Genomic DNA, 24,264 nt, shown 5'->3' with positions numbered 1-24,264 from the left:
ATTCGACATCCTCGGACGGTAGAGCCAACTGATCATAAGCACGCTGACATTGGCTGTAAAGCCGATCTTCACCCAGCGTAGTCAGCGCGCCTTGCCATGTCAGCGACGCCACGTGTTCCGTAATGAATCGGCAATAATCACCTCTTCCTGCGTTTGCTGCTCCTTTCCTCCGCCCGATCGTGCCGATACCTTTCGGCGGCACGCTGTCCGCGTTCGGCCGAAACCACTTTTTGGTGCCACTCCCGCTGGTATGCGCGGCGGGCTGCGGCGTCATGCTTGCGGTTCAACGCAGCCAGTTCCCTTTGCAGTTTGAGGTAGCTGTTCCAGCGTCGTTCGTCCAGGCTTTGGCCGGCCAATGCTTCCTGCACTGCGCAGCCCGGCTCTGCCTGATGGGAACAGTCGTTGAAACGGCACTTCCCGAACAGTTCCTCGAGGTCGCCGAACATCTCATCCATTCCCTCAACGGCGTCGAAGAGCCCGAATCCGCGGACCCCCGGGGTATCCATCAGCACGGCTCCCCCGGGCAGGGGCACGAGTTCACGCGAGGTGGTGGTGTGGCGTCCTTTGCCGTCACCGGCGCGGACGGCACCGGTCTCCTGCAGCTCGCGGCCGGCCAAGGCGTTGATGAGCGTGGATTTGCCGGCGCCGGAAGGCCCAAGCATCACCAAGGTGGCACCGGCGGGAATGTGCTGCAGGAGTTCGTCCAGTCCGTCGCCGTGTTCGGCGGAGGTGGTGACGACTTCCACCCCGGCAGCCTGGAGCATGACTTCTCCCACCACGTCGTCGGCAAGATCGGCAAGATCCGCTTTGGTGATCACCACCAAGGGGGTGGCGCCTGAATCCCAGGCCGCCACGAGCGTCCGCTCCAGCCTGTTGTGGGTGAGGGGCCTGTCCATGGGAACCACCACCGCAACGATGTCGATGTTGGCCCCCAGGATTTGTTCTTCGGAGGAGGCCTCGAAGGCCCGCTTGCGGCTGAGTGCCGAATGTCGCGGAAGAACGCCGACGACGGCGGCCTCCCCCGCGGCGTTGCGGCCGAGCCAGACCCAGTCCCCTGTGGCCGGCGAGGGTCCCCGGGTGGGATATGCCAGGTGCTGGAGCCCGGCCGCCGACGCGACGAGCACACGGTTCCGGTCCAAGCGCACCACGCGGCCAGGCAGATGCTGCTGCGCACCGGGAAGGGGGTGATCGTGGAAAAGCTCCGCAGTCTTCGCGGTGAAGCCGTACCCGACGGGACCTGATGGAAGATTGGATTGAAAAACGGGGTTGCTTGATTCAGCGTGATTTCGCAATGGGTAGCCTTTGCTGGGCCCGGGCGACGTCTAGCTGTGGCAGGAAGTTGCCGGGGCGTGGTTGGTGGAGTGACGATGCGCCGCAACAGTGTGCAAGGCGCGCAGGACCATGGCAGTCATCAAATCCACCTCCCCGGCATCAGGGCCGGCATCAGAAAAGCCGGCAACGTTCTTTAGAGTAGCCAGACCCGGGATGGAAGGCCAGAGCTCAGGAAGTTTTGCCTGCAGGTTTTCCGTCCTCCGGGCGATCCCGGTACAGGCCCAGGGCAATGTCGACCAAAGAAACCCGGTTGAGCTTGCCGACGTCTCCCAGCGGGATCCACGCCGCATGGGTAGTGCTGCCGTCGATCTCGTGGGTCAATTCCCCGCCGACAATCGTGGCCTCGTAGACAAGCCGCAACGCTTGGAAATCCCGCCCGGAGCCGTCCCGTGCCTCACCGGGCCAATGCCCCACGTCAACGCCCAGCATGCGGTCGATTCGGGCCTCGTAGCCTGTCTCCTCCAGGACCTCCCGCCGGCACCCGTCCACGGGGTGTTCGCCGATGTCGAGTCCGCCGCCCGGAAGCGTCCAGCCTTCCTTGCCGTCCTGTTTCCAGTAGGCCATCAGCAACCTGTCGTCGCGGATGATGACGGCGTAGGCGGCAGGGCGGGTATCGAACTGGAGGCTCATCCAGCCAGCATAGTTGCCGCGGGCTCAGGCCAACTCGGCCGCTGCTATGGGCCCTGCTTCCGATGGACCAAGGTCCGGACTGTCCCGAAGTTCGACGACGGTCCCTGGCTCGCCGAGCTCGAGGACCTTGATGCTGTTGGTACCGGCCTGGACCAGGGGCGCCGGGACATATAGGGTGGCCTGCGGACCCTTGTTCCAGTACCGGCCCAACAGGAATCCGTTGAGCCACACAAATCCCTTGGTAGAGCCGGGCAAAGCGATGTACGTGTCCGCGGGTTGCGTGGCCTCGAACGAGGCTCCGGACAGTTCCCGGAGGTCCTCTTCCGTCCACTCACCCAAGGCAACCGGCGTCTGCGTCCAGTGGAACGTGTAGCGCTGGTTGATGAGCACACCGCAGAGGATTCCCTTGCCGTGACCGGTCAGCGGCCCGTAATTGATGCGGCCCAGGTTCTCCACCAGGATCTCCAGGTTTGCAGCGACGCCCGTGCCTTGGACGGGCAATCCTTCCTCGCCGGTTTGATCATCCAGGACACCGGCGTACTCACCATCCACCCAGAGGTAGGCGCGATCGTTGAGGCCGGTGATCCTGATCCGGCTTTCCGTGGGGGCGCCAGGGCGTCCCGGCAGGACGGCCCGGGCCGAATAGAGCACCATGCCGCCGTCGAGCCCCAACTGCTCAAAGGTGAGCGGCTTGACGCTGGTGACCGGCTTGCCGGCGTCCCGGACCAGCTCCAACAGCCCGCGTCCGGGTGACAACGGCAAGGACTGTGCGGGCAGGACCGGTGCGTCGTTCAACAGTTCAATGGGTATTTCCGGCAGGTCCACAATGCCCTGGGCGCGGAAGAACTCTGTCCGGAACGCATGGAATTTCGGCGTCAGTGCACCGTTCTCCGCGATCGGGGCATCGGAGTCGTAGCTCGTGACGGTCGGCTGGAGCTTGGAGCCATCGTGATTGCTGCCGGAGCCGAGCCCGAAGTTGGTGCCGCCGTGCGCCATGTAGACACACACCGACCCTCCAAGATCCAGCATTTTCCGGGCCTCGGCGGCCGCATCGGCTGCATCGCGCCGGTGGTGGTGCTCCCCCCAATGGTCGAACCAGCCGCCCCAGAACTCCACGTTGAAGAAAGGCTCGTCGGGTCGCCGCCGCTTCCACGTTTCAATGGCTTCGTCCCCGCGGCTTCCCAGCGTGGCCGTCGCCCACGTTCCCTCCACGGACCCGCCGTCGAGGAAGTAATCGGTCCCGCCGTCAGCCGTGAAGAGCAACTCCGTGATGCCTTGTTCCTCAAGTACCCGGCGGTTCCAGCGGATGTAGTCATGATCGTCGCCATAGCTGCCGTACTCGTTTTCAATCTGGACAGCCACCACGGGTCCGCCCTTGGAAGCCTGCCGGGAGGCGATGATGGGCAGAAGGTGGTGGAACCACTCCTCGACGGCGGACGTGAAAACCTCATCCATGCACCGCAGGCCAATGCCGGGAATGCCGGTCAGCCAGGCGGGGAAACCGCCGTTGTCCCATTCGGCGCAGATGTAGGGACCGGGACGGACGATCACCTCCAGCCCCTCCTCCGCTGCAAGGTCGATGAACCTGCCCAGGTCCCGCCAACCGGTGAAGTCCGGGGCTTCCTGCCGCTTAGGCTGGTGGAAGTTCCATGCCACATAGGTATCCACCGTGTTGGCGCCCATCGCCTTCAAGCGACGCAGCCGGTCCTGCCACAGATCGGGGTGCACGCGGAAGTAGTGGATGGCTCCAGCGAGGATGCGGTACGGTTCACCCGAACGGTAGAGGACGGCGTCGTGGTAGCTCAAAAGGGCGTTGTTCACACGGAACAGATTAGCTCAATTTCCAACATTTATGCACAGGTGATGACATGACCAATCTGGATACCGCCCCTTCCGAGCAGGTTTGCCCGGCAGCCCCGGAAGGACAGGGGCCGTGCGTCCAGTTGTGGCCGGAGCGGGAAGTGCCCTTGGGCGGAGTGCGCGCCATGAACGTGTACCGCACCCTTCCCCAGCGCGGCCTCCCGACCGTTGGCGCCTGGTGTTTCCTTGACAGCTTCGGCCCGGACCGGGTGGCCATGAGCGTCCTGCCGCACCCGCACTGCGGCCTCCAGACCGTCACGTGGCCGTTGGAGGGCGCCGTCCGGCACCGTGACAGCGTGGGCAGCGACGTGGTGGTCCGGCCCGGAGAACTCAATATCATGACTGCCGGGCACGGCATCTCGCATTCCGAGTTCTCCGTACTGCCGTCGGCAGAAGTGGCTCCGGAAGACGTCCCGGTGTCCCGCGGGCTCCAGTTGTGGGTGGCCCTCCCGGACGAACACCGGCATCGCGAGCCTTCCTTCGAGCAGCACCGCGAACTTCCGGTGGCCTCCGGTGACGGCTACACGGCCACGGTGATGGTGGGCGAATTTGCCGGAAAGCTCTCCCCCGCCACGATGTTCAGCCCCATCGTCGGGGCGGACATCACGGGATCAGGGACACTCGACCTTCCCCTGCGGCCCGATTTTGAACACGCCGTCCTGGTGTTGGACGGCCAGGTGGCCATCGATGGTGAAGACATCGGCCCCGGACCACTGGCCTATCTCGGCGCCGGACGCGAATCACTCACCGTGGAAGCAGCCCCGGAGACGCGGATCATGCTGCTGGGCGGTGAGCCGTTCGGTGAGGACCTGCTGATGTGGTGGAACTTTGTTGGACGCACGCACGAGGAAGTTGAGAAGGCCCGCGAGGAGTGGGAAGCGGAGGGACTGCTCGACGACGCCGCTGCCGCCACCTCCCGCTTCGGATTCGTCCACGGCCATGGCCCTGACGCCGGTGCGGAAGCGGGGCGGATCCCCGCCCCGCCGCTTCCAGGCGTCAAGCTGCGTCCGAGAACCCGCGGCTGACCCTCAGCCGCGCTGTTCGGCCACGAGCCGGGGGACGCCGAACACCGGATCCTGCCGGAGGATGCGGACATCCACGATGCCTTCCTCGGCAAGCCTTGCCTTGAAGGCATCCTGGAGTCGCGCGACGTTCATGCCAAGTCCGCTGCCGAGGATAACGGGCCCATCCAGGCCCAACTGGCGCACAGCCTGTGATGCGAGGTCGGCGAGATCGCGGCCGGCTTGGTCGACCAGGCCGATGCTGACCTCATCTCCGGCGTCGGCCGCTTCCACCACGAGCCGTGCCTGCTGGGCCCAATAGCGGCGGCCGGTCCGGGGGTCGTGGAACAAGGCGATAAGTTTTCCGGGTTCCTCCACCCCGCACGACTCGAGCAGGGCCTTGCTCAGGCGGTCGGGTTCCAGCCCTTGGTTCATCCGGCGGAGACTGTGCCGGACGGCCTCGCGTCCCAGCCAGTACCCGCTGCCCTCGTCACCCAGGAGGTAGCCCCAACCCCCGGCGCGGGCTTCCTCTCCTGCACTGTTCCGACCCCAGGCGGCAGAACCCGTCCCGGCGATCACGGCAACACCGGTGCTTGCCCCGCCGGCGGCCAACAGGAGCCTGGAATCGTGGACCACGGTGATGCGGGCACCAGGGGCGTGCGGCGCAATCAGGTCTGCGAGCGCCTGCGCGTCTTCGTCGGTGTCGATGCCACCGGATCCTGCGTAGACCTCATCCACGCGGCCCCCGCCGATGCCGGCAAAAAGCTCAGCAAGGTTGGCCATGGCCTGTTCGCGGGTAACGTTCTGGACGTTTGAACTGCCTGCGCTCTGGTCCCGGACGGGTACGCCGTCCTCGAACCTGACGCCGCGGGTCTTGGTGCCGCCGATGTCCAAACCGATGACCGTACCGCTGAGGGTCTCCGGTGCCCCGGCTGCCGGGGTTGAAGGGGAATGCTGTGCCGGCTCAAGATTGTTCACCGTGAAAGACTAGCTTGGAGCGTCCGGAGGAGGAACCGCATGTCCTTGTTTGATAGCCCGTTCATAGCTGCGCCCATGGCAGGAGGCACTTCCACCACCGCCTTGGTACGGGCGGTGCAGGATGGCGGCGGCCTGGGTTTCCTCGCTGCGGGGTACAAGGCCACGGAGGCCATGGCTGCGGAGATCGCCGCGGCCCGGTCGGCAGGCCTGCGGTTCGGGATGAACGTGTTCGTCCCGGATCCGGCCCAGCTCAATCCCGGCCCGGAAGCCAGGGCCGCGCTTGAGGCCTACCGGGCGGAACTGGGAAGCGAAGCAGCACGGTTTGGCGTGGAGGTGCCTCCCCTGCGCCTGGATGACGACGACGCCTGGCAAGGGAAAATCGATGCCCTCCTCGCCGACCCCGTGGAATTCGTCAGCTTCGCCTTTGGCCTGGCCGGCGCATCGGTCATCAAAGCACTGCAAAAAGCTGGAAGCGTGGTGCTGGCCAGCGTAACCAGCGTCGAGGAAGCCCGCGCGGCTGCGGAACAGGGCCCTGACGCACTGGTCGTCCAGCACAGCTCCGCCGGTGCCCACTCGGCGGCATTCCTGCCCACGGGCGCCGCGGGGCCAGGAATGGGGACTGAAGGTACGACGGCGGACCTCGTCGCCCGGGTGCGTGCCGCCGTCGACCTTCCACTCATCGCGGCGGGAGCGGTCGGTGACGGCAACGCGCTCAAGCAAGTACTCACTGCCGGGGCATCCGCCGCCCAAGTGGGTACGGCGCTGGTCCGAACTGACGAAAGCGGTGCACGGCAAGCGCATAAGGATGCCCTCGGTGACCCGCATTTCACTGACACAGCGATGACCAGGGCCTTCACGGGCCGGTGGGCCAGGTCCTTGGTCAATGAGTTTGTGCTGGACCACGCGGATGCGCCCGAAGGCTACCCGGCGATCCATCACCTCACGGCACCCATCCGGGCCGCGGCGTCAGCAGCCGGCGACGCCCAGGGCCTGAACCTGTGGGCCGGCACGTCCTGGCAGTCGGCCCGTACAGGACCGGCGGCGGACGTCGTCAGGGATTTCCTGAGCGGGCTCTGACCAGTTCGGCCAACAAGTCCTCGCCCTCAGTAACCACCAGTTCGCGGAAGCGCTGCACGGCGTCCGGTTCGAAGCTGCGTTCCCGCCAGGCCATGCCGATCTGCCGAAAGGCCAGCTCGGATTCGATGGGGATTTCCACGAGTCCCAATTCTGCTTCCGGGAGGAACTGGCCCGTGCCCGAACCAGGCCCGGCGGGAGGCAGGATGCTGTAGCCCAGGCCCGCCGACACCAAGCCACGGACGGTGGTGGATTCCTGGACTTCAAACGCGATCCTTGGGCGGAAGCCGGCCTCCCTGAGCAAGGCTTCCCCCAGCGCGCGAAGGCCAACCCCCTCCGGAAGGGTGACATAGGGTTCGTGCCGCAACTCCGTGAGCCCTATGCGTCTGCGGCCCGCCAGCGGATGCCGGTAGTGGAGGACCGCACGGAGGGGTTCACGGTACAACGCAAAGGACCGGATTCCCTTGCTTTCAGGGGCGATCGGCGCTGTGAGGGCAAAGTCGGCCTCACCCCTGGCCAATTCCGCCAGGCAGTCGTCCCGTGGTCCTTGGCGGAGTTCAAACACAGTGTTCGGGTGCCGACCCCGGAATGCGCTGATCAGCAACGGCAAGGTTGCTTCCCCGAAGGTGTGCTGGAAGGACACGGCGATCCTCCCCCGCACCACGTCCGACTCGTGGCGCACCCTGTCCAGCCCGGCTTGGAAGTCCTCCAAGGCTGCCTCGATATAGGGCAGGAGCGTCTTCGCGGCGTGGGTCAGCCGGATACCCCTCCCGTCCCGCACCAGCAGATCCATTCCAACGATTGAGCTGGCCCTGGCTACGGCCCGACTCACCGTGGATTGCGGTACGCCAAGTATTTCCGCCGTCGCAGTCATGTGCTCCGTCCGCCCGAGCTCGGCCAGAACCGGCAGGAGCGGCAAGAGCTGCACCAGCTGCTGGTGGTCGGGTTCCATAAATACTCCTTAGTGGCGCCGGCCCGCCTGATTGATGCATGAACGCATTGGTTAATAGCAAATCATGCATTGGAACCATGGATGGCAGCGGACGTAGCGTGTTCCGGTGAGCAAAGCGCAGATAGCCGTAGCCGAGGACGTCACGTGGGACGGCCATGCCAAGGGCTCCAACGGATACCGGCGGATCCTGGCGGCGCTCGCCCTGGCCGGAGTCGCTACGTTCGCCCAGTTGTATTCCACCCAGGCCGTCCTTCCCCTCATGGCCGCCGACCTCCGCATCTCCGCCGCCGAAGCTGCGCTAAGCATCTCGTTGGCTACAGTCGGCCTGGCGGTAACAGTCCTGCCGTGGTCGTTCGTTGCAGACCGCATCGGCCGGGTCCGCGCCATGGCGTTCGGCATCGGCGCGGCAACGGCCCTGGGCCTCCTGGTCCCGCTGGCGCCAACCGTCCCGGTGCTGCTGGGACTACGAACCCTGGAAGGGATGGCGTTGGGCGGCATCCCCGCCATTGCCATCGCCTACCTCAACGAGGAAGTCACCAGGATCCACACAGCGCTGGCGGCCGGCAGCTACGTGGCTGGAACAACCTTGGGCGGACTCGCCGGTCGGCTGGTGGCGGGACCTGCCGGAGAACTCTGGGGCTGGCGGGCCGCAACGCTGGCCGTATCACTCCTGGCCACGGTCTCCGCCGTCATGTTCCTGGTGCTCGTGCCCCGACAGCGCCGCTTCAAGCCGACTCCCGCCCAGGGACTCCGGGGAGCATGGCGCACGCTGCGTGGACACGCGGCCAATCCCAAGTTGTTTTCCCTCTACCTGCAGGCATTCCTGCTCATGGGCGGGTTCGTAGCGGTTTACAACTACCTTGGCTTCAGGCTCCACGCTGAACCTTTCGCCCTGCCTGCCACGCTGGTCAGCTTGATCTTCCTCGCCTATCTTTCCGGAACCGTCACGTCCCGGTGGGCTGCCGGACTAACCACCCGGTTCGGACGCCGGAACGTGCTGCTGGCCGGAATAATGGTGATGGCCGCCGGGCTTGCACTCACGCTGCCGGACAACATGACTGCCACGCTTGCTGGGTTGGTGATCTTCACGGGCGGCTTCTTCGCCGCCCACAGCGTAGGTTCGGGCTGGACAGGAGCCATCGCCACTGAGGGCAGGGCCCAAGCCGCTTCGCTGTACAACTTGTCCTACTACCTGGGTTCGAGCGTCATCGGTTGGGCGGGCGGCCTCGCCTTCCAGTCCTTCGGATGGGCGGCTTTGGCTATGGGGGTTATCGCTTTGGGAATCACGACGGCGGCCGTCACCGCCCTCGTCCACGGAAGGGCGACCGTTCCCCGCTGAATCCGGCGCGGGGGCGCCTACAATCATTGGCATGGCACAGCTCGCACGCCCCGCGGGTAATGTCCTCACTCGAACTGCTGAAGGCATGCACCGGCACCAGATAGAGCCGCCCATGCACCAAGGAGCCGCAGGGAATTCACCGTTATGATGGACGGACTGCAATTTCAGGAGGATCCGTGAGCAGCACTGCGAAGAATATTCGATCCATTTCGGGACAGGCCGAGCCGTTGGACGCGATTGACGAACGGATCCTTGCCGCACTCGTGGACGATGCCCGCATCTCCAACAAGCAACTCGCGGAGTTGGTTGGGATTGCCCCGTCCACCGCGCTGATGCGGACCCGGGCACTGTCCGAACGCGGAATCATCGAGGGCTTCGAAGCGGTTCTGAGCCTGCCCGCAATCGGCCGCTCGGTCCAAGCCCTCATCGCAGTCCGGCTGCGGGCCCACGACCGCGACCAGATCGACCGCTTCACGGCCAGGGTTCCCAAGCTGCCTGCCGTGATCTCCACGTTCCACACCACCGGTTCCGTGGACTACCTGCTGCATATCGCCGTCGCCAATACGGATGACCTGCGCAACTGGCTGCTCGACAACCTGGCTACGGACCCCGTGGTGGGCCACACGGAAACGACCATGGTCTTCCAGCACATCCCTGGCAACCGGGGACCGCTTCCCGACTAAGGCGGCGTCCGGTTGTCCGCGGCGGCCTCAGGCGCGGCGGCTCCTCCTCAGTGAAACCACGGCAAGCGCCAGTGCCGCTGCGCCGCATGCGGTGGTGAAGCAGGCGACGGCGGCCTGCAAGCCGATTGCCGAGACTGCGAAGCCCAGTCCGATCACCGGAACTGCACTCCCCAGATACGTGATGACGTAGACGGTGCTGATCACCTGGGCATGGCGGGAAGCCTCAACTTTGCCGGCCACCTCGTTGAAAACCTGCCTGAAAGCGATGCCTTGTCCCCCTCCTGCTGCGATGCTGGCCACCACCAGGAGGAGCGGACTGGACCAGGCGGCCGCCAGTCCCACCAGCACAACCGAGACTCCCAATACGGCGAGCGCAGCGGGAACGGCGTACTTGCCGCGTACGCCCACCAGTTGACTCAAAGCCGACGCGCCCAGGGTGATCCCGGCCAGCAATCCAATCAAGGGACGGGAATCGGCGTGGACCACTCCCGCGAAATATCCCGGTGCCAGTGACAGGCAAAAACCAAAGACTGCGAAGCTCAAAAAACCTACCGAGGACGCCATCCAGAAAGCTCCCCGGGCATCGCGTGACACCGCTGGGCGCCTGGGCGCGAGTACCTTGAAGGCCGGCTTTCCGGGTGCCGGAGCAATGGCCGGCCGCGCCTTCAGAAGCCACAAAGGAACGAGGGCAGCCACGAGCACGGCGGCATGCACGTAGTACGGCGTCCTCGTCGGGTCAGGTAGCAGGGAGAGAAGCCCTCCAATGACCGGCCCGGCAGCCACGCCGCCCGCTGAGGACAGCAGCGTGAAGCGGGAGGCCCAGTCCGGCCGCTTTGGCAGCAATTCCCGCAGCGCCGCGGAGCTCGCGCCGGTGGCCAGCCCCACTGCTACGCCCTGCAGCGCCCGGCCTGCAGAGAGCATCATCAGCGAGTCGGCGTTCGCAAAAACCACTCCCCCGAGCAGGCCCACCAGCACGGCCAGCACCAGGGCCGCCCGCCGGCCTATGTGGTCCGACCAGTGACCTGCCACCAGGAGCACGGCAACCAGGGCAAGGACGTAGCTCGAGAAGGCAATGGTGACGTCCAAGGAGGACAAGCCCAAACGGGCCTGCAGCAACGGGTACAACGGCGTGGCAAGGTTGGCCCCCACCAACAGGGTGAAGATGACCACCCCCGCCAGGACAAGCCTCGCCGTGGTACCTGCATCCCATCCCCAGCGCCCTGCGGTGGCCGGGCGCATGCGGAGTTCGCTTAAGACAGTCATTTGTTGCCTTCGCATGAGGGCCGAACCCCCGGTTCCTTGTGGGTCGGGCAGGTGCGGCCAAGTGATCTGTGGCAACAGAATGCCGTAGAACTGATCTCAAAGTTGAACTGGAGTGAGAAGATTGAGCGAAAGACTCAAACAAGCTGCATCAGAGTGACCAGGAGTGATCATTTGAACACCCTCGACCCCTTGGACCTGCGGATCCTGCTGGAGCTCATCAAGGACCCGCGCGCACAGATCGCCGAACTCAGCGACTCCCTGGGTATCGCACGCAACACCGCCCAAAGCAGGGTCAAGCGGCTCCTGCGTTCCGGCGTGCTGCAGGCCGCCGGCCGGGAGGTGGACCTGGAGAAGGTGGGCTACGACGTCGTCGCTTTTGTCACCATCGAGGTGACGCACCGCGAACTCGACGGTGTTATCGGAGCATTGAGGCTCATTCCCCAGGTTCTGGAAGTCCACGAGATCTCCGGGCGCGGAGACCTCTGGTGCCGGGTGGTAGCCACGGACACCCACAACCTGCAGTCGGCGCTCCGCTCCGTCCTTCGCACCAAGGGCGTCATCCGCACCGAAACGGTGCTGGCCCTGCATACCCACATTCCGTATCGCACGGAGCCCCTGATCGGCCGAATGGCAAACACCCCAACACGCGGCAAACAGGACCGGCCGAACACCGCCGAGGGCGCCTAGGCTTTTCAGCATGGATTGGCTTTCACACCTGGCCCAGGTCAACTGGCTCGCCGTGCTGCTCGCGTTCGTCTCCAGCATGGTGGTGGGATTCCTTTGGTACATGCCGGCGGTCCTCGGACGCCGTTGGATGCAGGCCATCGGCAAGACCGAGGAGGACCTCAAGAACATCGACGGCGGACCCGGCATCTGGGTCCCCATGATGCTTGCCTCCGCGTTGACCAGTGTGCTCCTTGCCGTGCTTGCCAGCGCCCTGGAGTTGGATACCTGGTGGTCGGGAGCCCTCTTCGGGCTGATCGTCGCCGTCGTGTTCCGGGCAGGCGGCCATGTCATCCACAACGGCTTCGCGGGGCGTCCAAGCGCAGTTACCGTGATCGACTCGGGCCACGACGTCGTTGCCCTGGCAATCGCCGGGGCAATCATCGGGGCCATGCAGTAGCGTTCTGCTGGTGACCATCATTGACAACGCCGTGTATGTGGACGGCGTACGCACTGCCACCCCCGAAAGCCTGGAGCAGACCTTCGAGACGCTCTCAAAGCATGGGGGCATGGCCTGGATCGGACTGTACCGGCCCACGCAGGAAGAAATGGCCGGAGTCGCGGAGGAATTCGGCCTGCACGAACTCGCTGTGGAAGACGCAGTTTCAGCGCACCAGCGGCCCAAGCTGGAGCGCTACGACCACAGCCTCTTCACGGTCCTCCGGCCCGCCAGGTACCTGGACGAGTCCGAGACCGTGGAGTTCGGCGAACTCCACGTGTTCACCGGCCCCAACTTTGTGGTGACTATCCGGCACGCGGAGACCCCGGGCGTCGCCCGCGTACGGCACCGGCTTGAAGACCGTCCGGACCTCTTGAGGCACGGACCGGAGGCCGTCCTTTACGCCCTGCTGGACCAGGTGGTGGACGACTACGCCCCTGTGGTGGCAGGACTGGAAAACGACATCGACGAGATCGAAGACCAGCTCTTCAGCGGTGACAGCACAGTTTCCCGAAGGATCTACGAACTCGCCCGCGAAGTCATCCAGTTCCAGCGGGCCATCCACCCCCTTCCCGAAATGATGACGCTCCTCGAGAAGGGGTTCGAAAAGTACGGCGTGGACATCGAACTGCAAAGATCCCTCCGCGACGTTGAGGACCACGTCAAACACTTGATTTCCCGGGCCAACTCTTTCCGGGACCTCTTGCAGAACGCACTCACCCTGGATGGCACCTTGACGGCCAACCGGCAGAACGAGGCAAGCGCCGCGCAGAACGAGCAGGTGAAGAAAATCTCCTCCTGGGCGGCCATCTTCTTCGCCCCTTCCTTTGTGGCCGGGGTATACGGGATGAACTTCGATTTCATGCCCGAACTGCACTGGGAGTTCGGCTATCCCATGGCGGTTGGATTCATGGTGGGCGCTGCTTTGCTCATGTACCTGATCTTCAAACGCAAAGGATGGTTGTGACGCCGGCCTTTCCCGGTCGCAGCGGCGCGCAGGATGTCCGGCGCACCAGTGCCGGCCTGCTGGCAGGCATTGAGCACGACGCCGGCAGCTCGGGTTTCGTCCTCGGGCCCGGTCAGCGCGAGGCAGCCGAGCGGCTGGCGGGGTTCGGCGCCGAGGTGACACACCGCCGTCGGGCGCGCCGGTTGTCCCCGCGCCCGCCCAGGAGCATCTACCTGCACGGCCCTGTGGGACGCGGGAAAACCTGGCTGATGGACAGCTTCCATGACCGGCTCCACGTTCGGACGCGTCGGGTGCATTTCCACGACTTCTTCCGGTCACTGCACCGAGGCGCGCATGCGCCGCTCGCCCACGGCAATGCAAGTGCCATCCAACAGTCTGTCGATGCGCTCCTGGCCGACGTGGATGTGCTCTTTTTCGACGAGTTCCACGTGCACGACGTCGGGGACGGCATGTTCATTGCGCGACTGCTGCAATCTGCCGCCCGGCATGGTGTGCCGCTGGTCGTGACCTCCAACTATGCTCCGGACGAGCTCCTGCCCAATCCTCTCTGGCACGACCATTTCCTGCCCACCATCCAGGCCATCAAGTCCATGATGGACATCGTGGAGGTCGGCGGACCCACGGACTTCAGGCGCTTTCCTCCAGCAGGTTCCAAACCGGGTGCGGTGCCCGGGACTTTCAGCTCCGGGCGCATCATCACCCCCGGCACTGCGAGCCAGTTGGGCAAGCTGGGGCTCTTCCGGCCGCCTGCGGGCACGGCCCGGATCATCACACCCACCACGCAGCCGATCGTCGTCAAGAACTCCGATCCGGACGTGCTCTGGGTCAGTTTCGCTGCCCTGTGCGAGGGACTGACCTCAACCGCGGATTACCTCGCCCTGGCCTCCGGTTTCGAGACGTGGGTGGTGGACGACGTGCCCTCTCCGGGCAACTCAGATCCTTCGGCCGCGGCCGCCTGGCAACGCTTCAGCAATGCCGTGGATGTACTCCACGACCAAGACAGGCGGCTGTTCCTGATCGGCGAAGGACCCTTGGACTGGGATGAAGCCGGTGCGGCCCGCGCCCAGCCCGCAGACCTGGCACGCATCGCGAGCCGGCTTTCCTTGCTTGGCCGTTCAGAGGGCGGCGCTGTCAGCGGCAACGACGCCGCCGGAAGCTGATCTCCGGCGGCGTGCGCCAAGCAACTGCTTAGATTGCGCCGCCTGCAGCTGAGGGGGCACCGGCGTCGACGCCGCCATCGCCCACAGTTTCGCGGGCTACGTAGTTCTCGATGTCAAAGAGGTTCTCCGCACGTTCGGTGATGTTGAGGAGAGTAGTCATCGAAGCCACTTCCTCCACCTGTTCCTTGAGGAACCACAGCATGAACTGTTCGCCCAGGGCGTCCCCCTCCGCCCGGGCGGCACGGAACATCTCCTCGATGTTCCGGGTAACTTCTTTCTCCTGTTCAAGGGCCAGTTCAATGGGTTCCCGGGCGTTGCTGAAGTTGTTGCGGACCGGTCCGATACCCGGAATCTCCACATGCACGTTGCGGTCCAGCATGTACTGGACCATCATCATTGCGTGGTTCCGCTCTTCAAGGGACTGGCGGTAAAAGTGCCGGGCAAGCTGGGGAAGGTCTTCGCCGTCGAAATAGACGGCCACTGCAATGTATTGCTGGGAGGCCGCGAACTCGTTGGCGACCTGGGCGGACAACAGCTCATTGAATGTCTTCTTTGCCATGGCACTGATCCTACCGACAGGACCCGCGACGACCCCTTGTGCGCTTGAAAGTCGTTGTTCACTTCAGCCGCTGTTTGTTCAGGGCAGGAGCCCGGCCATGCCGACGCCGGCAGCGGCAGCAGCCACGCTGAGGACCAATGAACCCACCCCGTTGAGCACGGCGAGCCCGGTGCGACCGCTTTGGACCAGCCTGATGGTCTCCAGGCTCGCCGTGCTGAACGTCGTATAGCCCCCAAGGAAACCTGACCCCAGAATCAGCTGCAGGGAATCGGGTGCATGCCCACGCATCACCAAGCCCCCAATGAAGCCGAGCAGCAGGGAACCCGAAACGTTGATCGTGATGGTGGCCCACGGGATTGCTGTCCGGAAACGGCCCCGGATGAGGCCGTCGATCACGAACCGGGTTGCGGCTCCCAACCCGCCTGCAAGGGCCAGCAAGAGAACCGTCATCGGGCGCCCCTGGAATCACGCCTTGGTGCGGCGCCGGCGTCGGCCATGGAAGTCCTGCGGTGCTGCCACGCACCGAGCCAGATACCGGTGGTCGTTGCCGCAGCCCCGCCGAAGAGGCTGAGCACCAAATACCAGGCAAAGCCCGGCACGGTGCCCGCCATGATCAGGTGGACGGCATCCAAAGCGAGCGTGCTGTAGGTCGTGTAAGCACCCAGGAAGCCCGTGCCCAAGGCAAGGCGAAGAACCCTGCGCCGGCCGGTGTCGGGCCCCCTTCTGGAAAGCCCCTCAAGCAGGGCTCCGAGGGCTAAAGCGCCGGTGAGGTTGATGATCAAGGTGGGAAGTGGCCAAGCGTCCGGCGCGGGAATGGCCAGCCCCAACCCGTAGCGGGCCAGGGCTCCGAAGACGCCGCCAAAGGCCACGAGACCAATGAAACGCCAGTGCAGATGGACCGGACGCTTGATGTCTCCAGGTGTCATTGCTCGTCCGGCACCCGGGGATCCACAGGCACAACCAGCACCGGGCGGTCCTGACGGTGCAGCAACTGCCTGGCCACTGACCCACCGGTCAGCTCCTTGATGGCCGAACCCAGTTTCTGTTCCCTGGCACCGACCACAATCAAGGACGCGCCGATCTCCGCTCCGTGCCTCGCCAAGGCATGGGCGGGTTCACCCGCGAGCGGGACGAGGGACCAGTCAATGCCCTTGTTTTGCAATTGCGAGGAGACCGCATCCTGCAAGGAACGAGGAATAAGTTCCGCGTCCTCGTCCACGCCGTCGGGATCAATTGGCGCCATCTGCCCACCAGTGGTTCCGTCAACGGGATAGACAGTGACGTCCACAAAGGCACAGACCAGCGGCAGCATTGCGGCCGAGGCGAGGGCGGCAGCCTGATCGAGCACCACCGCACGTTGGCCTGGAGCGACGCCCACCAGGACAGGACCCTGCAGTATCCGTGTCTCTTCGCGGTGATATGCGGGGCTCTCAGTCACACGGCAAGTCTACGTTGCCGTCCCACGTGTTCCCGCTAGCGGCGCCGCGGCCGCAACCCGACGAGCAGCGGCACCACGGAGGCAATCATCAGGACGTTGCTCAGCACAAGATCGTCCTGCCGGACCAACGCCCCGGCAACCAGCAACGCACCGAAGACGAGCGCGGCGACTGCGCGCTGCCCTGTCCGGACAAGCCGCGCTATTTGACGTTCCAACCTGGGGTCCGCCGCTTCGAAGGACCCGTCGTCGATCCTGCTGAGAACAGCGTCCAGGCGTTTGGGAAGGCCCACCGCAAGGGTCGCGGCATCAAGGGCTTGGGCGGCGATGTCCTTGGCCATGTTGCCGCGCTCGTCGCGGAGCAACCGCGCAGCATAAGGCTCAACCGAGTCCCACAGATTGAATTTGGGATCCAGGGAACTGCACACGCCTGAAGTCAGGGACATGGCGCGAATGATGAGCAGGAAATTCTCGGGCAGCTGGAAAGGCAGGGACCGGACAACGTCCCCGAACTCCACCGCAAAATCGCGGAACTCGCGGGGATCAACTTCCCGCAGCTCAGCAAAGCCCATCCCGCCGAACCGGGCGAAAAGCTGGGTCATGGCACGTTCCAGCTTCCGGGTGTCCGCCGACGGCACCAGCACGCCGACGTCGTTGATTGCCGATACCAAGCCTTTGCCATCCCTCGCTGCCGCCGCTACCAGTAGCTTGCGAAGCCCGCTGCGCGTCTTGGGCGGAACCTCTCCCATCATTCCAAAATCGATAAAGGTCAGCTTCCACGGATGCCCAGCCGCAGGATCAGCCGTGGGGGTGACAAAAATGTTCCCGGGATGCGGGTCCGCGTGGAAGAACCCGTTCGTGAAAAGTTGATCGAACATGACCGAGGCAAACACCGGGGCCACCTGGGAAGGGTCGATGCCGGCCTGCCGGAGGGCCCCGGCATCGGTGATCTTGATGGCCGTGACATCTTCGAGGGTCAGCACCCGGCGGCTGGTCCGCTCCCAGACGACGGCGGGTACGGCCACCCTCCGGTCACCGTCGAAGTCGGCGGCGAACCGCTCGGAATTCGCTGCCTCGTTCAGGTAGTCGATCTCCTCAAGGCTGGTCTGGGAGAACTCCTTGATTAGCGCAGGGACGTCGGCACGGTGGGCTACGACGCGGATGCGGTTCAGCCAGCCGCCAACCTTGCGCAGCGCAGCCAAGTCGACATCGACGATCTTGTCGATGCCCGGGCGCTGCACCTTGAAAACAACGCCCGCGAGCCCGGTCTCTTCCTGGTCCAGAGGCAACAACCTGGCCCTGTGGGCCTGGCCCAGCGAGGCCGCGGCAATAGGCGACTCGTCAACCGAGGCGAACACGGCTTCCAGGGGAGCACCCAATTCCTGTTCGGCCAACGCCTTAATGGCATGGAAAGGAACGGGAGGCACCTCGTCCTGGAGGCCCTCCAGCTCGGCCGTAATCTCCGGTGGCAGCACGTCCAGCCTGGAGGACATGAACTGGCCCACTTTGATCATGAGGCCACCTAGCTGCACCGCCAGCGCATGGAACCTCCGTGCAAAGTGGCGCATGCGCTGGGCCCGGTTACGGTCAGAGATCCTGCGCAGGCCCAATCGCGGCAACATCAGCTCGAACCACCAGGTCACGGCCAGGTGCCAGGCGGCAAAGCGCAGAATGCGTCGGTAGCGGGCACGGGTATCCCCCGGGCCAGCCCCATCGGCTGTCCGGCCTCCCCATACCGACGCCACCCGTTTTAGTCCTGGGCGAGGATCGTGTAGATCCGGCGCCGGGCCTCTTCGAGCACTGCAACTGCATCCTGGACTTGCTTCGGCGTGCCGGACCGACCCACTTGCGCTGCGGCCTGGGCCAGCTCAATGCCCGCCTTGGGCAACGCGGAAAACCCGCGTCCGGTATCCGAGGAGTTCCAGAGGGTGGATGTCTCGGCACCGGCAACGTCTTCCTGGCCGGCTTCTGTCAAGGAGTAGATCTTCCTGCCGTTGGATTCCTCGGCAGCCACGAATCCTTCGTCAGCCAGCAATTGCAACGTGGGATAGACAGATCCGGCGCTCGGCTTCCAGCTGCCGTTGCTGCGCTCCTCGATTTCCCGGATGATCTGGTAGCCGTGCATGGGACGTTCGGCGAGCAAAGCCAGGATGGCTGTGCGCAATTCGCCCCGGCCCGCGCGGGTTCCGGTGCGTTTCTCGAACCTGGACCTGAAGTCCTCCACGGCCTGCCACATGCCGTCAAGATTGTTTCCGATGAACCCGCTTGCAGGGAATGAATCACGCATTTTGCCCACCTCGGAAGATCGCGAACGATACTGAACGATAGCCAACGATATACCTGCCGCAGCTCGGCGACAATGGGTGCTTTTTCAGTCGATCCACGGCTTTCAGTCGATCCGCTGGGCCAGCGCTACGATGATTCCCTCGGGACCGCGCACGTAGGTCATCCGCCAGATGTTTTCATACTGGCCCACGCCGCCCACCAGCCCATACCCATCCGCCGCCAAGCGTTCCAGCGCAGCATCCAGGTCATTGACCTCAAACGCGATATTGCGAAGGCCAAGTTCCGTGGACATGGCTGCAGGCGAGCCCTCCTGATGGTCCGGATGGGTGAAGCTGGACAACTCGACGCCGGTGCCTCCATCAGGTGCCCGCAGGGTGGCGATTTCGCTGCGGGAGTCGGGAATGCCGATCACCGTGTCCACGAAGCCACCCTCCATGTGCATCCTGCCCTCGACTTGCAGGCCGAGGCTTTCAAAGAAGGCAATGGCACGATCCAGGTCGGCCACGGTGATGCCTACATGGTCAAAGCGCTTTACGAAGGACATGGGGCAAGGCTAGCCGAGGCCGCCCCGCACCGACAGCCGCCGTTCACCGGACCGCCACTTTTGGTTAATTACCAGTCGGTAACTTCAGAACCCGTTGAAGATCCCCAACGGCAAACCCATATCCACACCCCAACGATTGGATACCCATGCCTTCTCAGGCACCCTTTACCCGCAAACGCGTGGCCGCTGCCACAGGCGCGGCCGCTCTCGCTGCTTCAGCCCTGACTGTTGGGCTGGCAGGCTTCGGCGCCGCCCCCGCTACGGCAGTGGGCGCCGAGGGAAACACCGCTACGCCGATCAAGCATGTAGTGGTGCTTTTCCAGGAGAACGTCTCCTTCGACCATTACTTCGGCACGTACCCGAACGCGGCCAACACCCCGGGCGAGGTCCAGCAGGGTACCGGCACTGCCGCTGCGGCCTTCAAGGCGTCCGAGGACACCCCCAAGGACATCAACACCCTCGCCAACGCGGGGCTGCTGGCACCCAACAACCCGAACTCGGTCCAGCCTGCGCGCCTGTCCCCGATGCAGGCGGTCACCTGCGACCAGGACCACGAGTACACCGCTGAGCAGAAGGCGTACGACGGCGGTTTGATGGACAAGTTCGTGGAGTTCACCAGCAAGGACGCATGTGCGCCGAACCAGTACGGGCGCCCCGGGCTGACAATGGACTACTACGACGGCAACACGGTCACCGGGATCTGGAATTACGCACAGAACTACGCCATGAGCGACAACCACTTCAGCACGGTCTTCGGGCCATCGACCCCGGGTGCGCTGAACCTGGTTTCCGGCCAGACCCATGGCGTCAAGGAATTCACGTCCGCCGGCCAACCGGTGAAACCCACCACCAGTGACTACACGGTCCGCGTCCCGGACGCCAACGGCGTCGGCACCATGATCAACGACCCCGACCCGGTCTACGACGACTGCTCCAACAACAGCCATGCCAAGGCCAACAACCTCGCCGGCATGACCGGCAGGAACATCGGCGACCTGCTCAACGACAAGGGTGTGTCCTGGGGCTGGTTCCAGGGCGGATTCACCCCCACCACCGCGGCAACCGCGACGACCCCGGCCGCCTGCACCAGCGCGCACAACAACGTCGCCGGCGTCACCAGCACGGACTACAACCCGCACCACCAGCCCTTCCAGTACTACGCCTCCACCGCCAACCCGCACCATCTGGCCCCGGCGAACGACGCGGAAATCGGCCACAACGGCCAGGCCAACCACCAGTACGACCTGACCGACTTCAACAAGGTGGTCAACAGCGACAACATGCCCGCCGTTTCCTTCCTGAAGGCTTCCAACTACCAGGACGGACACGCCGCCTACTCGGACCCGGTGGATGAGCAGAACTTCATCACCAAGACGGTCAACGAGATCCAGCAGTCGAAAAACTGGGAGGACACCGCCATTGTCCTTGCCTACGACGACTCTGACGGTTGGTACGACCACGTCGCCGCCAAGGTGAAGAACGCCTCCAACAGCCCCGACGACGCCGCCTGGTGCCAGAACGCGGCCGCCGCCGGCACTCCCGTGGCCGGCGGATACGCCGACCGGTGCGGGCCCGGCCCGCGCCAGCCGCTGGTGGTCATCTCCCCGTACTCGAAGAAGAACTTCGTGGACCACAACGAGACCGACCAGGCCTCGATCCTTCGCTTCATCGAGGACAACTGGCACACCGGCACCATCGGCGACGCCTCGGCTGATGCCGCAGCCGGGTCCATGAATGCCATGTTCAATTTCCACCACGCACGCAATGACCAAATCCTGCTCAGTGAGCAGACCGGGGCCGTCGCCTCGATCACCCACAACGGACACAGCAACAACGGAAACTAAGCAACTCCCGTTGTCCAGCACCACAAGTTCCAACCATCGAACAATTACCTTGGAGAACCCATGAAGTACACAAAGCTGCTGACCGCGGCTGCGATCACCGCCGGCCTCGCCCTGGGAACAACCCTCCCGGCCCACGCCGCCGATACCAACCCCAACGGCACCGAGAACCACTTCGACCTGCAGGCCCACCGCGGCGGCATCGGCCTCGCCGTCGAATCAACCCTGGCCTCCTTCGCCAAGGGCATCGAGACCGGCGTATCCACCCTGGAGATGGACCTCCAGATCACCAAGGACGGCCGCGAGGTCATCACCCACGACCGCAAGATCAGCGGCCAGAAGTGCAAGGACACTGCCCCCGTCACCCCGGGCGACCCGTCCTACCCGTACGTGGGTAAGTACATCAAGGACCTCACCTTCGACCAGGTCCGCAGCCTGGACTGCGGCTCCCAGACGCTGCCCCAGTTCCCCGGACAGCAGGCCTCCCCCGGCGCTAAGATGCCCACCCTCGCCGAAGTGTTCGACCTCGCCAACCGCTACCGGGCCAGCCAGGTCAAATTCAACATCGAAACCAAGGTCGAAGCCGGCGCACCCGAGGAGACCGCCCCGCGCGAACAATTCGTCGAGGTGGCCCTGCGCGAAATCAACAAAGCGCACATGGCAGAACGCGTCTCCATCGAAAGCTTCGACTGGGGCTCGCTGCGCCTGGTGAAGGAACGCCAGCCGGGCATCCGCACCGTGGCCCTGACCAACAAGGACTTCCTCCAGGCCGGACAGCCGGGCAAGTCGCCCTGGCTCGGCGGCATCGACGCGGACGACTTCGGCGGGGACCTCGTGGACGCCGCGGCCTCCCTCGGCTTCGACGCCATCTCCCCCGTCCACGGCACGCCGCAAAACGGCACCGTCACGGACCCCGGCTACGTCCCCTACGTAAACGCCGACATGGTGACCCGCGCCCACGCCAAGGGCATGCAGGTCATCCCATGGACCGTGGACGACAAGCCAACGATGCGCAAGCTCATGGACGACGGCGTGGACGGCGTCATCACCGACTACCCGGACAAGCTGCGCGAGGTCATGGCGGAACGGTCCTTGAAGCTTCCCAAGCAATACACCCTGGAACCGGGCGCGTCTGCCGGGAAGTAATCCCCGTCAGGAACGCCCTCAAGCACTGGGACGGTTCCGAGTGCTGACAGGGTAAAGAAAAGGCGCGCCCAGCCAATGCGCGCGCCTTTTCCGTGTTCCTGGGCATTCCTGCCCGAGGAGATTATGTGGAGCTAAGGAGATTCGAACTCCTGACCTCTTCGATGCGAACGAAGCGCTCTACCAACTGAGCTATAGCCCCCGGACCGTGCCTGCGCGGCTCGGCCAGTGCCCCTAGGCTATAAAGTTTTCCTGCTCTTTTCCAACCACGACACGAACGTCTCCGTGCCATACCTCTGTTCAGGCGCCCGGTTGAGACCGGACCGCAGGTAGCGGCCCATCGAGCCCGGGAACGGGACTTCGACTACCGCACCACGGGCGCCCGTTTCTGCCTTCCAGGACTGCGCCATCTCCCGCATGCCAAGCACCTCGGGGCCGCCCTGCGTCAACACCCTGTGGCGCTCCGAAGATGGCGGTGCCACAGCTTCTTCCAGCACGGCAAGGGCCGCATCTGCCGGCGAGATGGTCTGGAACCGCACGCCACGGAAGACGGGAATCAGGCGTGCACGGGCCCCGGTGCCAAAAAGCATGTCAAGAAGGCTGTGGAACTGTGTTGCCCGCACCACCACGGTTTCCAGCTCCGACGACGCGTAAATACGTTCCTTTTCAGCCTTGGAAACGTAGTAGGAGAAACGGCTCTGGTCACAGTTGATGATGGACAGCAGCACCGCCTTCGGGACCCCGGCGCTGCGTGCCGCGGTGAGGAGGCGGGCACCGCCGTCGGCAAATAGCTTTCTGGCCTTGCCGAACTGCCCCTCCAGGCAGTCAATCACGACGTCGGCACCCGCTACCGCTGCTGCCAGCCCCTCGCTTGTGGTGACGTCGCCGGGGAAGTAAGTGGCGCCGTCGTGGTGCTTTTTCGACCCTGGACGAGGCACATGGCGGCTGAGGACTTTGACCGTGTGTCCGTCCAGCAGGGCAAGCCGGACCACTTCTCGGCCCACTTGGCCCGTGCCGCCGGCAACGCAGAAGACCGCCACGCCAGGCTAGGCGCGCCGACGCTGGAGGACGTCGTCCAGATTACTGAGTGCGCTCTGCCCCTTAGCGGGCGTGCGGGTCTTGGCAGCAGCTGCTGCCTCTGCCTGTTCGGCCCCCTGCTTGAGGACGGGTTTGCCTACCGGCTTGGGTGCCTCAGGAAGGTCCAAAGGCTGCGGTGCCGGGCGGTTCGCCTTCGCCGCACCCACATACGTGGGCTTGGGAACTTCCACCGGCTGCCAAGGAGTGCTTTCTTCCTTGCCGGCGACCTGGGCCGAGGTATCTCCCGCGGCAAGGGCCACCGCAAGGGCAGCCTGCCGAAGTTCAGCGGCAGACAGCCTCGCAGCCTCTCCGGAGGCAGCCTCGGCATCGAAAACAGGAGTCTCCTTGGCTTCGGCGGCTGGTTCCTTGGGCAAGTAGCGGGCCGGAGTAGGGATCGGAGCTGCTTGCGCGGCACGGCGGGCGCGGCGCTCACGGAGGTCCCGCAAGGCAAGCTTTCGAAGAACGACGACGGCGATCACGGCACCGATTAATGAGACCAAGGGAAGCCAGACGGACCCGCTGCCGAAAAGCCGGAGCACACCGGAGATGATGGCCGTCAGCAACAGCGCCAGACCGGACAGCGCGAGCGTCAGCCGGGCGTAGCGGATGGTGAAAGGCGTACCCGCGGAGGGCTTGGGCACAGACGTCTCAACCACGCGGGACTCTTGGGTGGACGCCTGTGCTTTGCTCTGCATGGTCTCCATCGGTTTCTCCTGCTGAGGTGCCAATGTCAGTACCACCCCTGGCTGCGTTTGGTCGGGTTCGTCGTCGAATGCGTCTCCCGGCACTGTGGCCGTTTGGACTTGTTGCCGCCTGTTCCGGAGAACGTACGGCGCCACCCACACCATCCAGAGCGCGACAGTGACAACGAGTATCACCGAGCTGCTGAGAGGGAAGTCCACATTCAAAACCGTAGAAGCAAATCATCAGGTGCCGTGGCATTACCCACGGTGTGTCGCCCGCGAGTCCCCAAATGAT

The 24,264-nt window shown here is 64.6% G+C and carries 25 protein-coding genes and 1 tRNA gene; 10 read left to right on the top strand and 16 right to left on the bottom strand.

Annotation, left to right across the window (positions count from 1 at the left end; translation table 11 throughout):
- Nucleotides 1-137: 137 nt before the first annotated feature.
- The 3 genes from rsgA to ACIPY2_RS01065 form a co-directional block, all read right to left on the bottom strand.
- Nucleotides 138-1,292 carry a ribosome small subunit-dependent GTPase A gene (gene rsgA / locus ACIPY2_RS01075; protein ID WP_400264548.1) on the bottom strand — a complete coding sequence of 385 codons (1,155 nt, stop codon included), beginning with the start codon at nt 1,290-1,292 and terminating at the stop codon, nt 138-140.
- A gap of 208 nt (nt 1,293-1,500) precedes the next feature.
- Entirely contained in the window at nt 1,501-1,962 is a 462-nt protein-coding gene (locus ACIPY2_RS01070) for an NUDIX hydrolase (RefSeq protein ID WP_400264547.1), read from the bottom strand.
- A gap of 24 nt (nt 1,963-1,986) precedes the next feature.
- A complete protein-coding gene (locus ACIPY2_RS01065) occupies nt 1,987-3,783 on the bottom strand; it encodes a beta-galactosidase family protein (RefSeq protein WP_400264546.1) in 1,797 nt (598 codons plus the stop codon).
- 47 nt (nt 3,784-3,830) lie between these two features.
- On the opposite strand from ACIPY2_RS01065, the gene ACIPY2_RS01060 reads away from it, so the two are divergent.
- Nucleotides 3,831-4,847: a pirin family protein gene (locus ACIPY2_RS01060; protein WP_400264545.1), complete on the top strand. Its 1,017-nt coding sequence runs from the start codon at nt 3,831-3,833 to the stop codon at nt 4,845-4,847.
- 3 nt (nt 4,848-4,850) lie between these two features.
- Here the strand turns inward: ACIPY2_RS01060 and ACIPY2_RS01055 are convergent, their stop codons facing one another.
- Nucleotides 4,851-5,801 carry an N-acetylglucosamine kinase gene (locus tag ACIPY2_RS01055; protein ID WP_400264544.1) on the bottom strand — a complete coding sequence of 317 codons (951 nt, stop codon included), beginning with the start codon at nt 5,799-5,801 and terminating at the stop codon, nt 4,851-4,853.
- A 39-nt stretch (nt 5,802-5,840) separates the two neighbouring features.
- Here ACIPY2_RS01055 and ACIPY2_RS01050 point away from each other — a divergent pair, with 39 nt between their 5' ends.
- The gene (locus ACIPY2_RS01050) at nt 5,841-6,878 is read left to right on the top strand and encodes a nitronate monooxygenase (RefSeq protein WP_400264543.1); all 1,038 of its coding nucleotides are present in this window, start codon (nt 5,841-5,843) and stop codon (nt 6,876-6,878) included.
- On the opposite strand, the gene ACIPY2_RS01045 is transcribed toward ACIPY2_RS01050, so the two are convergent.
- Nucleotides 6,853-7,827 (bottom strand): LysR substrate-binding domain-containing protein, encoded by a 975-nt coding sequence (locus ACIPY2_RS01045; protein WP_400264542.1) that lies wholly within the window; start codon nt 7,825-7,827, stop codon nt 6,853-6,855. The two genes, ACIPY2_RS01050 and ACIPY2_RS01045, sit on opposite strands and share 26 nt — an antisense overlap.
- 106 nt (nt 7,828-7,933) lie before the next feature.
- Here ACIPY2_RS01045 and ACIPY2_RS01040 point away from each other — a divergent pair, with 106 nt between their 5' ends.
- A complete protein-coding gene (locus ACIPY2_RS01040; protein ID WP_400264541.1) occupies nt 7,934-9,166 on the top strand; it encodes an MFS transporter in 1,233 nt (410 codons plus the stop codon).
- Nucleotides 9,167-9,342: 176 nt separating this feature from the next.
- Nucleotides 9,343-9,849, top strand: coding sequence for an Lrp/AsnC family transcriptional regulator (locus ACIPY2_RS01035; protein ID WP_400264540.1), 507 nt, complete (start codon nt 9,343-9,345; stop codon nt 9,847-9,849).
- Nucleotides 9,850-9,876: 27 nt separating this feature from the next.
- Here ACIPY2_RS01035 and ACIPY2_RS01030 read toward each other — a convergent pair whose 3' ends face one another.
- The gene (locus tag ACIPY2_RS01030; RefSeq protein ID WP_400264539.1) at nt 9,877-11,112 is read right to left on the bottom strand and encodes an MFS transporter; all 1,236 of its coding nucleotides are present in this window, start codon (nt 11,110-11,112) and stop codon (nt 9,877-9,879) included.
- A 171-nt stretch (nt 11,113-11,283) separates the two neighbouring features.
- Between ACIPY2_RS01030 and ACIPY2_RS01025 the strand changes: the two genes are divergently transcribed.
- From ACIPY2_RS01025 to zapE, 4 genes are read left to right on the top strand one after another with little or no spacing between them, the layout of a single operon-like run.
- Nucleotides 11,284-11,799: an Lrp/AsnC family transcriptional regulator gene (locus ACIPY2_RS01025; RefSeq protein ID WP_400264538.1), complete on the top strand. Its 516-nt coding sequence runs from the start codon at nt 11,284-11,286 to the stop codon at nt 11,797-11,799.
- Nucleotides 11,800-11,809: 10 nt separating this feature from the next.
- Nucleotides 11,810-12,235: a DUF1761 domain-containing protein gene (locus ACIPY2_RS01020; protein ID WP_400264537.1), complete on the top strand. Its 426-nt coding sequence runs from the start codon at nt 11,810-11,812 to the stop codon at nt 12,233-12,235.
- Nucleotides 12,236-12,245: 10 nt separating this feature from the next.
- The gene (corA, locus tag ACIPY2_RS01015; RefSeq protein ID WP_400264536.1) at nt 12,246-13,241 is read left to right on the top strand and encodes a magnesium/cobalt transporter CorA; all 996 of its coding nucleotides are present in this window, start codon (nt 12,246-12,248) and stop codon (nt 13,239-13,241) included.
- Nucleotides 13,232-14,401: a cell division protein ZapE gene (gene zapE, locus ACIPY2_RS01010; RefSeq protein ID WP_400264535.1), complete on the top strand. Its 1,170-nt coding sequence runs from the start codon at nt 13,232-13,234 to the stop codon at nt 14,399-14,401. The genes corA and zapE overlap by 10 nt, the downstream gene beginning before the upstream one ends.
- 28 nt (nt 14,402-14,429) lie before the next feature.
- On the opposite strand, the gene ACIPY2_RS01005 is transcribed toward zapE, so the two are convergent.
- The 7 genes from ACIPY2_RS01005 to ACIPY2_RS00975 all read right to left on the bottom strand — a co-directional run bounded on the left by ACIPY2_RS01005 (nt 14,430) and on the right by ACIPY2_RS00975 (nt 19,225).
- Entirely contained in the window at nt 14,430-14,960 is a 531-nt protein-coding gene (locus tag ACIPY2_RS01005; RefSeq protein WP_400264534.1) for a ferritin, read from the bottom strand.
- Nucleotides 14,961-15,038: 78 nt separating this feature from the next.
- Nucleotides 15,039-15,410, bottom strand: a complete 372-nt coding sequence (gene crcB / locus ACIPY2_RS01000) for a fluoride efflux transporter CrcB (protein WP_400264533.1) — start codon at nt 15,408-15,410, stop codon at nt 15,039-15,041.
- On the bottom strand, nt 15,407-15,886 hold the full coding sequence (locus ACIPY2_RS00995) for a fluoride efflux transporter FluC (protein ID WP_400264532.1): 480 nt from the start codon (nt 15,884-15,886) through the stop codon (nt 15,407-15,409). The genes crcB and ACIPY2_RS00995 overlap by 4 nt, the downstream gene beginning before the upstream one ends.
- Nucleotides 15,883-16,398 carry a universal stress protein gene (locus ACIPY2_RS00990; protein ID WP_400264531.1) on the bottom strand — a complete coding sequence of 172 codons (516 nt, stop codon included), beginning with the start codon at nt 16,396-16,398 and terminating at the stop codon, nt 15,883-15,885. Before ACIPY2_RS00990 ends, ACIPY2_RS00995 begins: the two co-directional genes overlap by 4 nt.
- Before the next feature lie 35 nt (nt 16,399-16,433).
- A complete protein-coding gene (locus ACIPY2_RS00985) occupies nt 16,434-18,140 on the bottom strand; it encodes an ABC1 kinase family protein (RefSeq protein WP_400264530.1) in 1,707 nt (568 codons plus the stop codon).
- 5 nt (nt 18,141-18,145) lie between these two features.
- Entirely contained in the window at nt 18,146-18,682 is a 537-nt protein-coding gene (locus tag ACIPY2_RS00980) for a PadR family transcriptional regulator (RefSeq protein WP_400264529.1), read from the bottom strand.
- A 102-nt stretch (nt 18,683-18,784) separates the two neighbouring features.
- Nucleotides 18,785-19,225, bottom strand: a complete 441-nt coding sequence (locus ACIPY2_RS00975; RefSeq protein WP_400264528.1) for a VOC family protein — start codon at nt 19,223-19,225, stop codon at nt 18,785-18,787.
- Between the two features lie 146 nt (nt 19,226-19,371).
- Here ACIPY2_RS00975 and ACIPY2_RS00970 point away from each other — a divergent pair, with 146 nt between their 5' ends.
- A complete protein-coding gene (locus tag ACIPY2_RS00970) occupies nt 19,372-21,069 on the top strand; it encodes a phospholipase C (RefSeq protein ID WP_400264527.1) in 1,698 nt (565 codons plus the stop codon).
- Between the two features lie 60 nt (nt 21,070-21,129).
- Nucleotides 21,130-22,212 (top strand): glycerophosphodiester phosphodiesterase, encoded by a 1,083-nt coding sequence (locus ACIPY2_RS00965; protein ID WP_400264526.1) that lies wholly within the window; start codon nt 21,130-21,132, stop codon nt 22,210-22,212.
- Between the two features lie 126 nt (nt 22,213-22,338).
- Here ACIPY2_RS00965 and ACIPY2_RS00960 read toward each other — a convergent pair.
- The 3 genes from ACIPY2_RS00960 to ACIPY2_RS00950 all read right to left on the bottom strand — a co-directional run bounded on the left by ACIPY2_RS00960 (nt 22,339) and on the right by ACIPY2_RS00950 (nt 24,134).
- Nucleotides 22,339-22,411, bottom strand: a tRNA-Ala gene (locus ACIPY2_RS00960).
- Between the two features lie 37 nt (nt 22,412-22,448).
- Complete coding sequence (locus ACIPY2_RS00955) at nt 22,449-23,249, bottom strand: SDR family oxidoreductase (protein WP_400264525.1); 801 nt, start codon at nt 23,247-23,249, stop codon at nt 22,449-22,451.
- A 6-nt stretch (nt 23,250-23,255) separates the two neighbouring features.
- Nucleotides 23,256-24,134: a hypothetical protein gene (locus ACIPY2_RS00950; RefSeq protein WP_400265084.1), complete on the bottom strand. Its 879-nt coding sequence runs from the start codon at nt 24,132-24,134 to the stop codon at nt 23,256-23,258.
- Nucleotides 24,135-24,264: the final 130 nt, after the last annotated feature.

The organism is Paenarthrobacter sp. NPDC089675 (genome assembly GCF_044749185.1).
Classification (GTDB): Bacteria; Actinomycetota; Actinomycetes; order Actinomycetales; family Micrococcaceae; genus Arthrobacter.
Note: the sequence above shows the minus strand (reverse complement) of the source record. Positions and strands in the feature narration are given on the sequence as shown.

Coding starts and splice junctions, on each gene's coding strand:
- ACIPY2_RS00995 (WP_400264532.1), bottom strand. CDS start 15,886: ATGACACCTGGAGACATCAAGCGTCCGGTCCATCTGCACTGGCGTTTC.
- ACIPY2_RS00970 (WP_400264527.1), top strand. CDS start 19,372: ATGCCTTCTCAGGCACCCTTTACCCGCAAACGCGTGGCCGCTGCCACA.
- ACIPY2_RS01070 (WP_400264547.1), bottom strand. CDS start 1,962: ATGAGCCTCCAGTTCGATACCCGCCCTGCCGCCTACGCCGTCATCATC.
- ACIPY2_RS01005 (WP_400264534.1), bottom strand. CDS start 14,960: ATGGCAAAGAAGACATTCAATGAGCTGTTGTCCGCCCAGGTCGCCAAC.
- ACIPY2_RS01060 (WP_400264545.1), top strand. CDS start 3,831: ATGACCAATCTGGATACCGCCCCTTCCGAGCAGGTTTGCCCGGCAGCC.
- ACIPY2_RS01045 (WP_400264542.1), bottom strand. CDS start 7,827: ATGGAACCCGACCACCAGCAGCTGGTGCAGCTCTTGCCGCTCCTGCCG.
- ACIPY2_RS00980 (WP_400264529.1), bottom strand. CDS start 18,682: ATGCGTGATTCATTCCCTGCAAGCGGGTTCATCGGAAACAATCTTGAC.
- ACIPY2_RS01030 (WP_400264539.1), bottom strand. CDS start 11,112: ATGACTGTCTTAAGCGAACTCCGCATGCGCCCGGCCACCGCAGGGCGC.
- ACIPY2_RS00965 (WP_400264526.1), top strand. CDS start 21,130: ATGAAGTACACAAAGCTGCTGACCGCGGCTGCGATCACCGCCGGCCTC.
- ACIPY2_RS00975 (WP_400264528.1), bottom strand. CDS start 19,225: ATGTCCTTCGTAAAGCGCTTTGACCATGTAGGCATCACCGTGGCCGAC.
- crcB (WP_400264533.1), bottom strand. CDS start 15,410: ATGACGGTTCTCTTGCTGGCCCTTGCAGGCGGGTTGGGAGCCGCAACC.
- ACIPY2_RS01050 (WP_400264543.1), top strand. CDS start 5,841: ATGTCCTTGTTTGATAGCCCGTTCATAGCTGCGCCCATGGCAGGAGGC.
- zapE (WP_400264535.1), top strand. CDS start 13,232: ATGGTTGTGACGCCGGCCTTTCCCGGTCGCAGCGGCGCGCAGGATGTC.
- ACIPY2_RS01020 (WP_400264537.1), top strand. CDS start 11,810: ATGGATTGGCTTTCACACCTGGCCCAGGTCAACTGGCTCGCCGTGCTG.
- ACIPY2_RS00950 (WP_400265084.1), bottom strand. CDS start 24,134: ATGGTGTGGGTGGCGCCGTACGTTCTCCGGAACAGGCGGCAACAAGTC.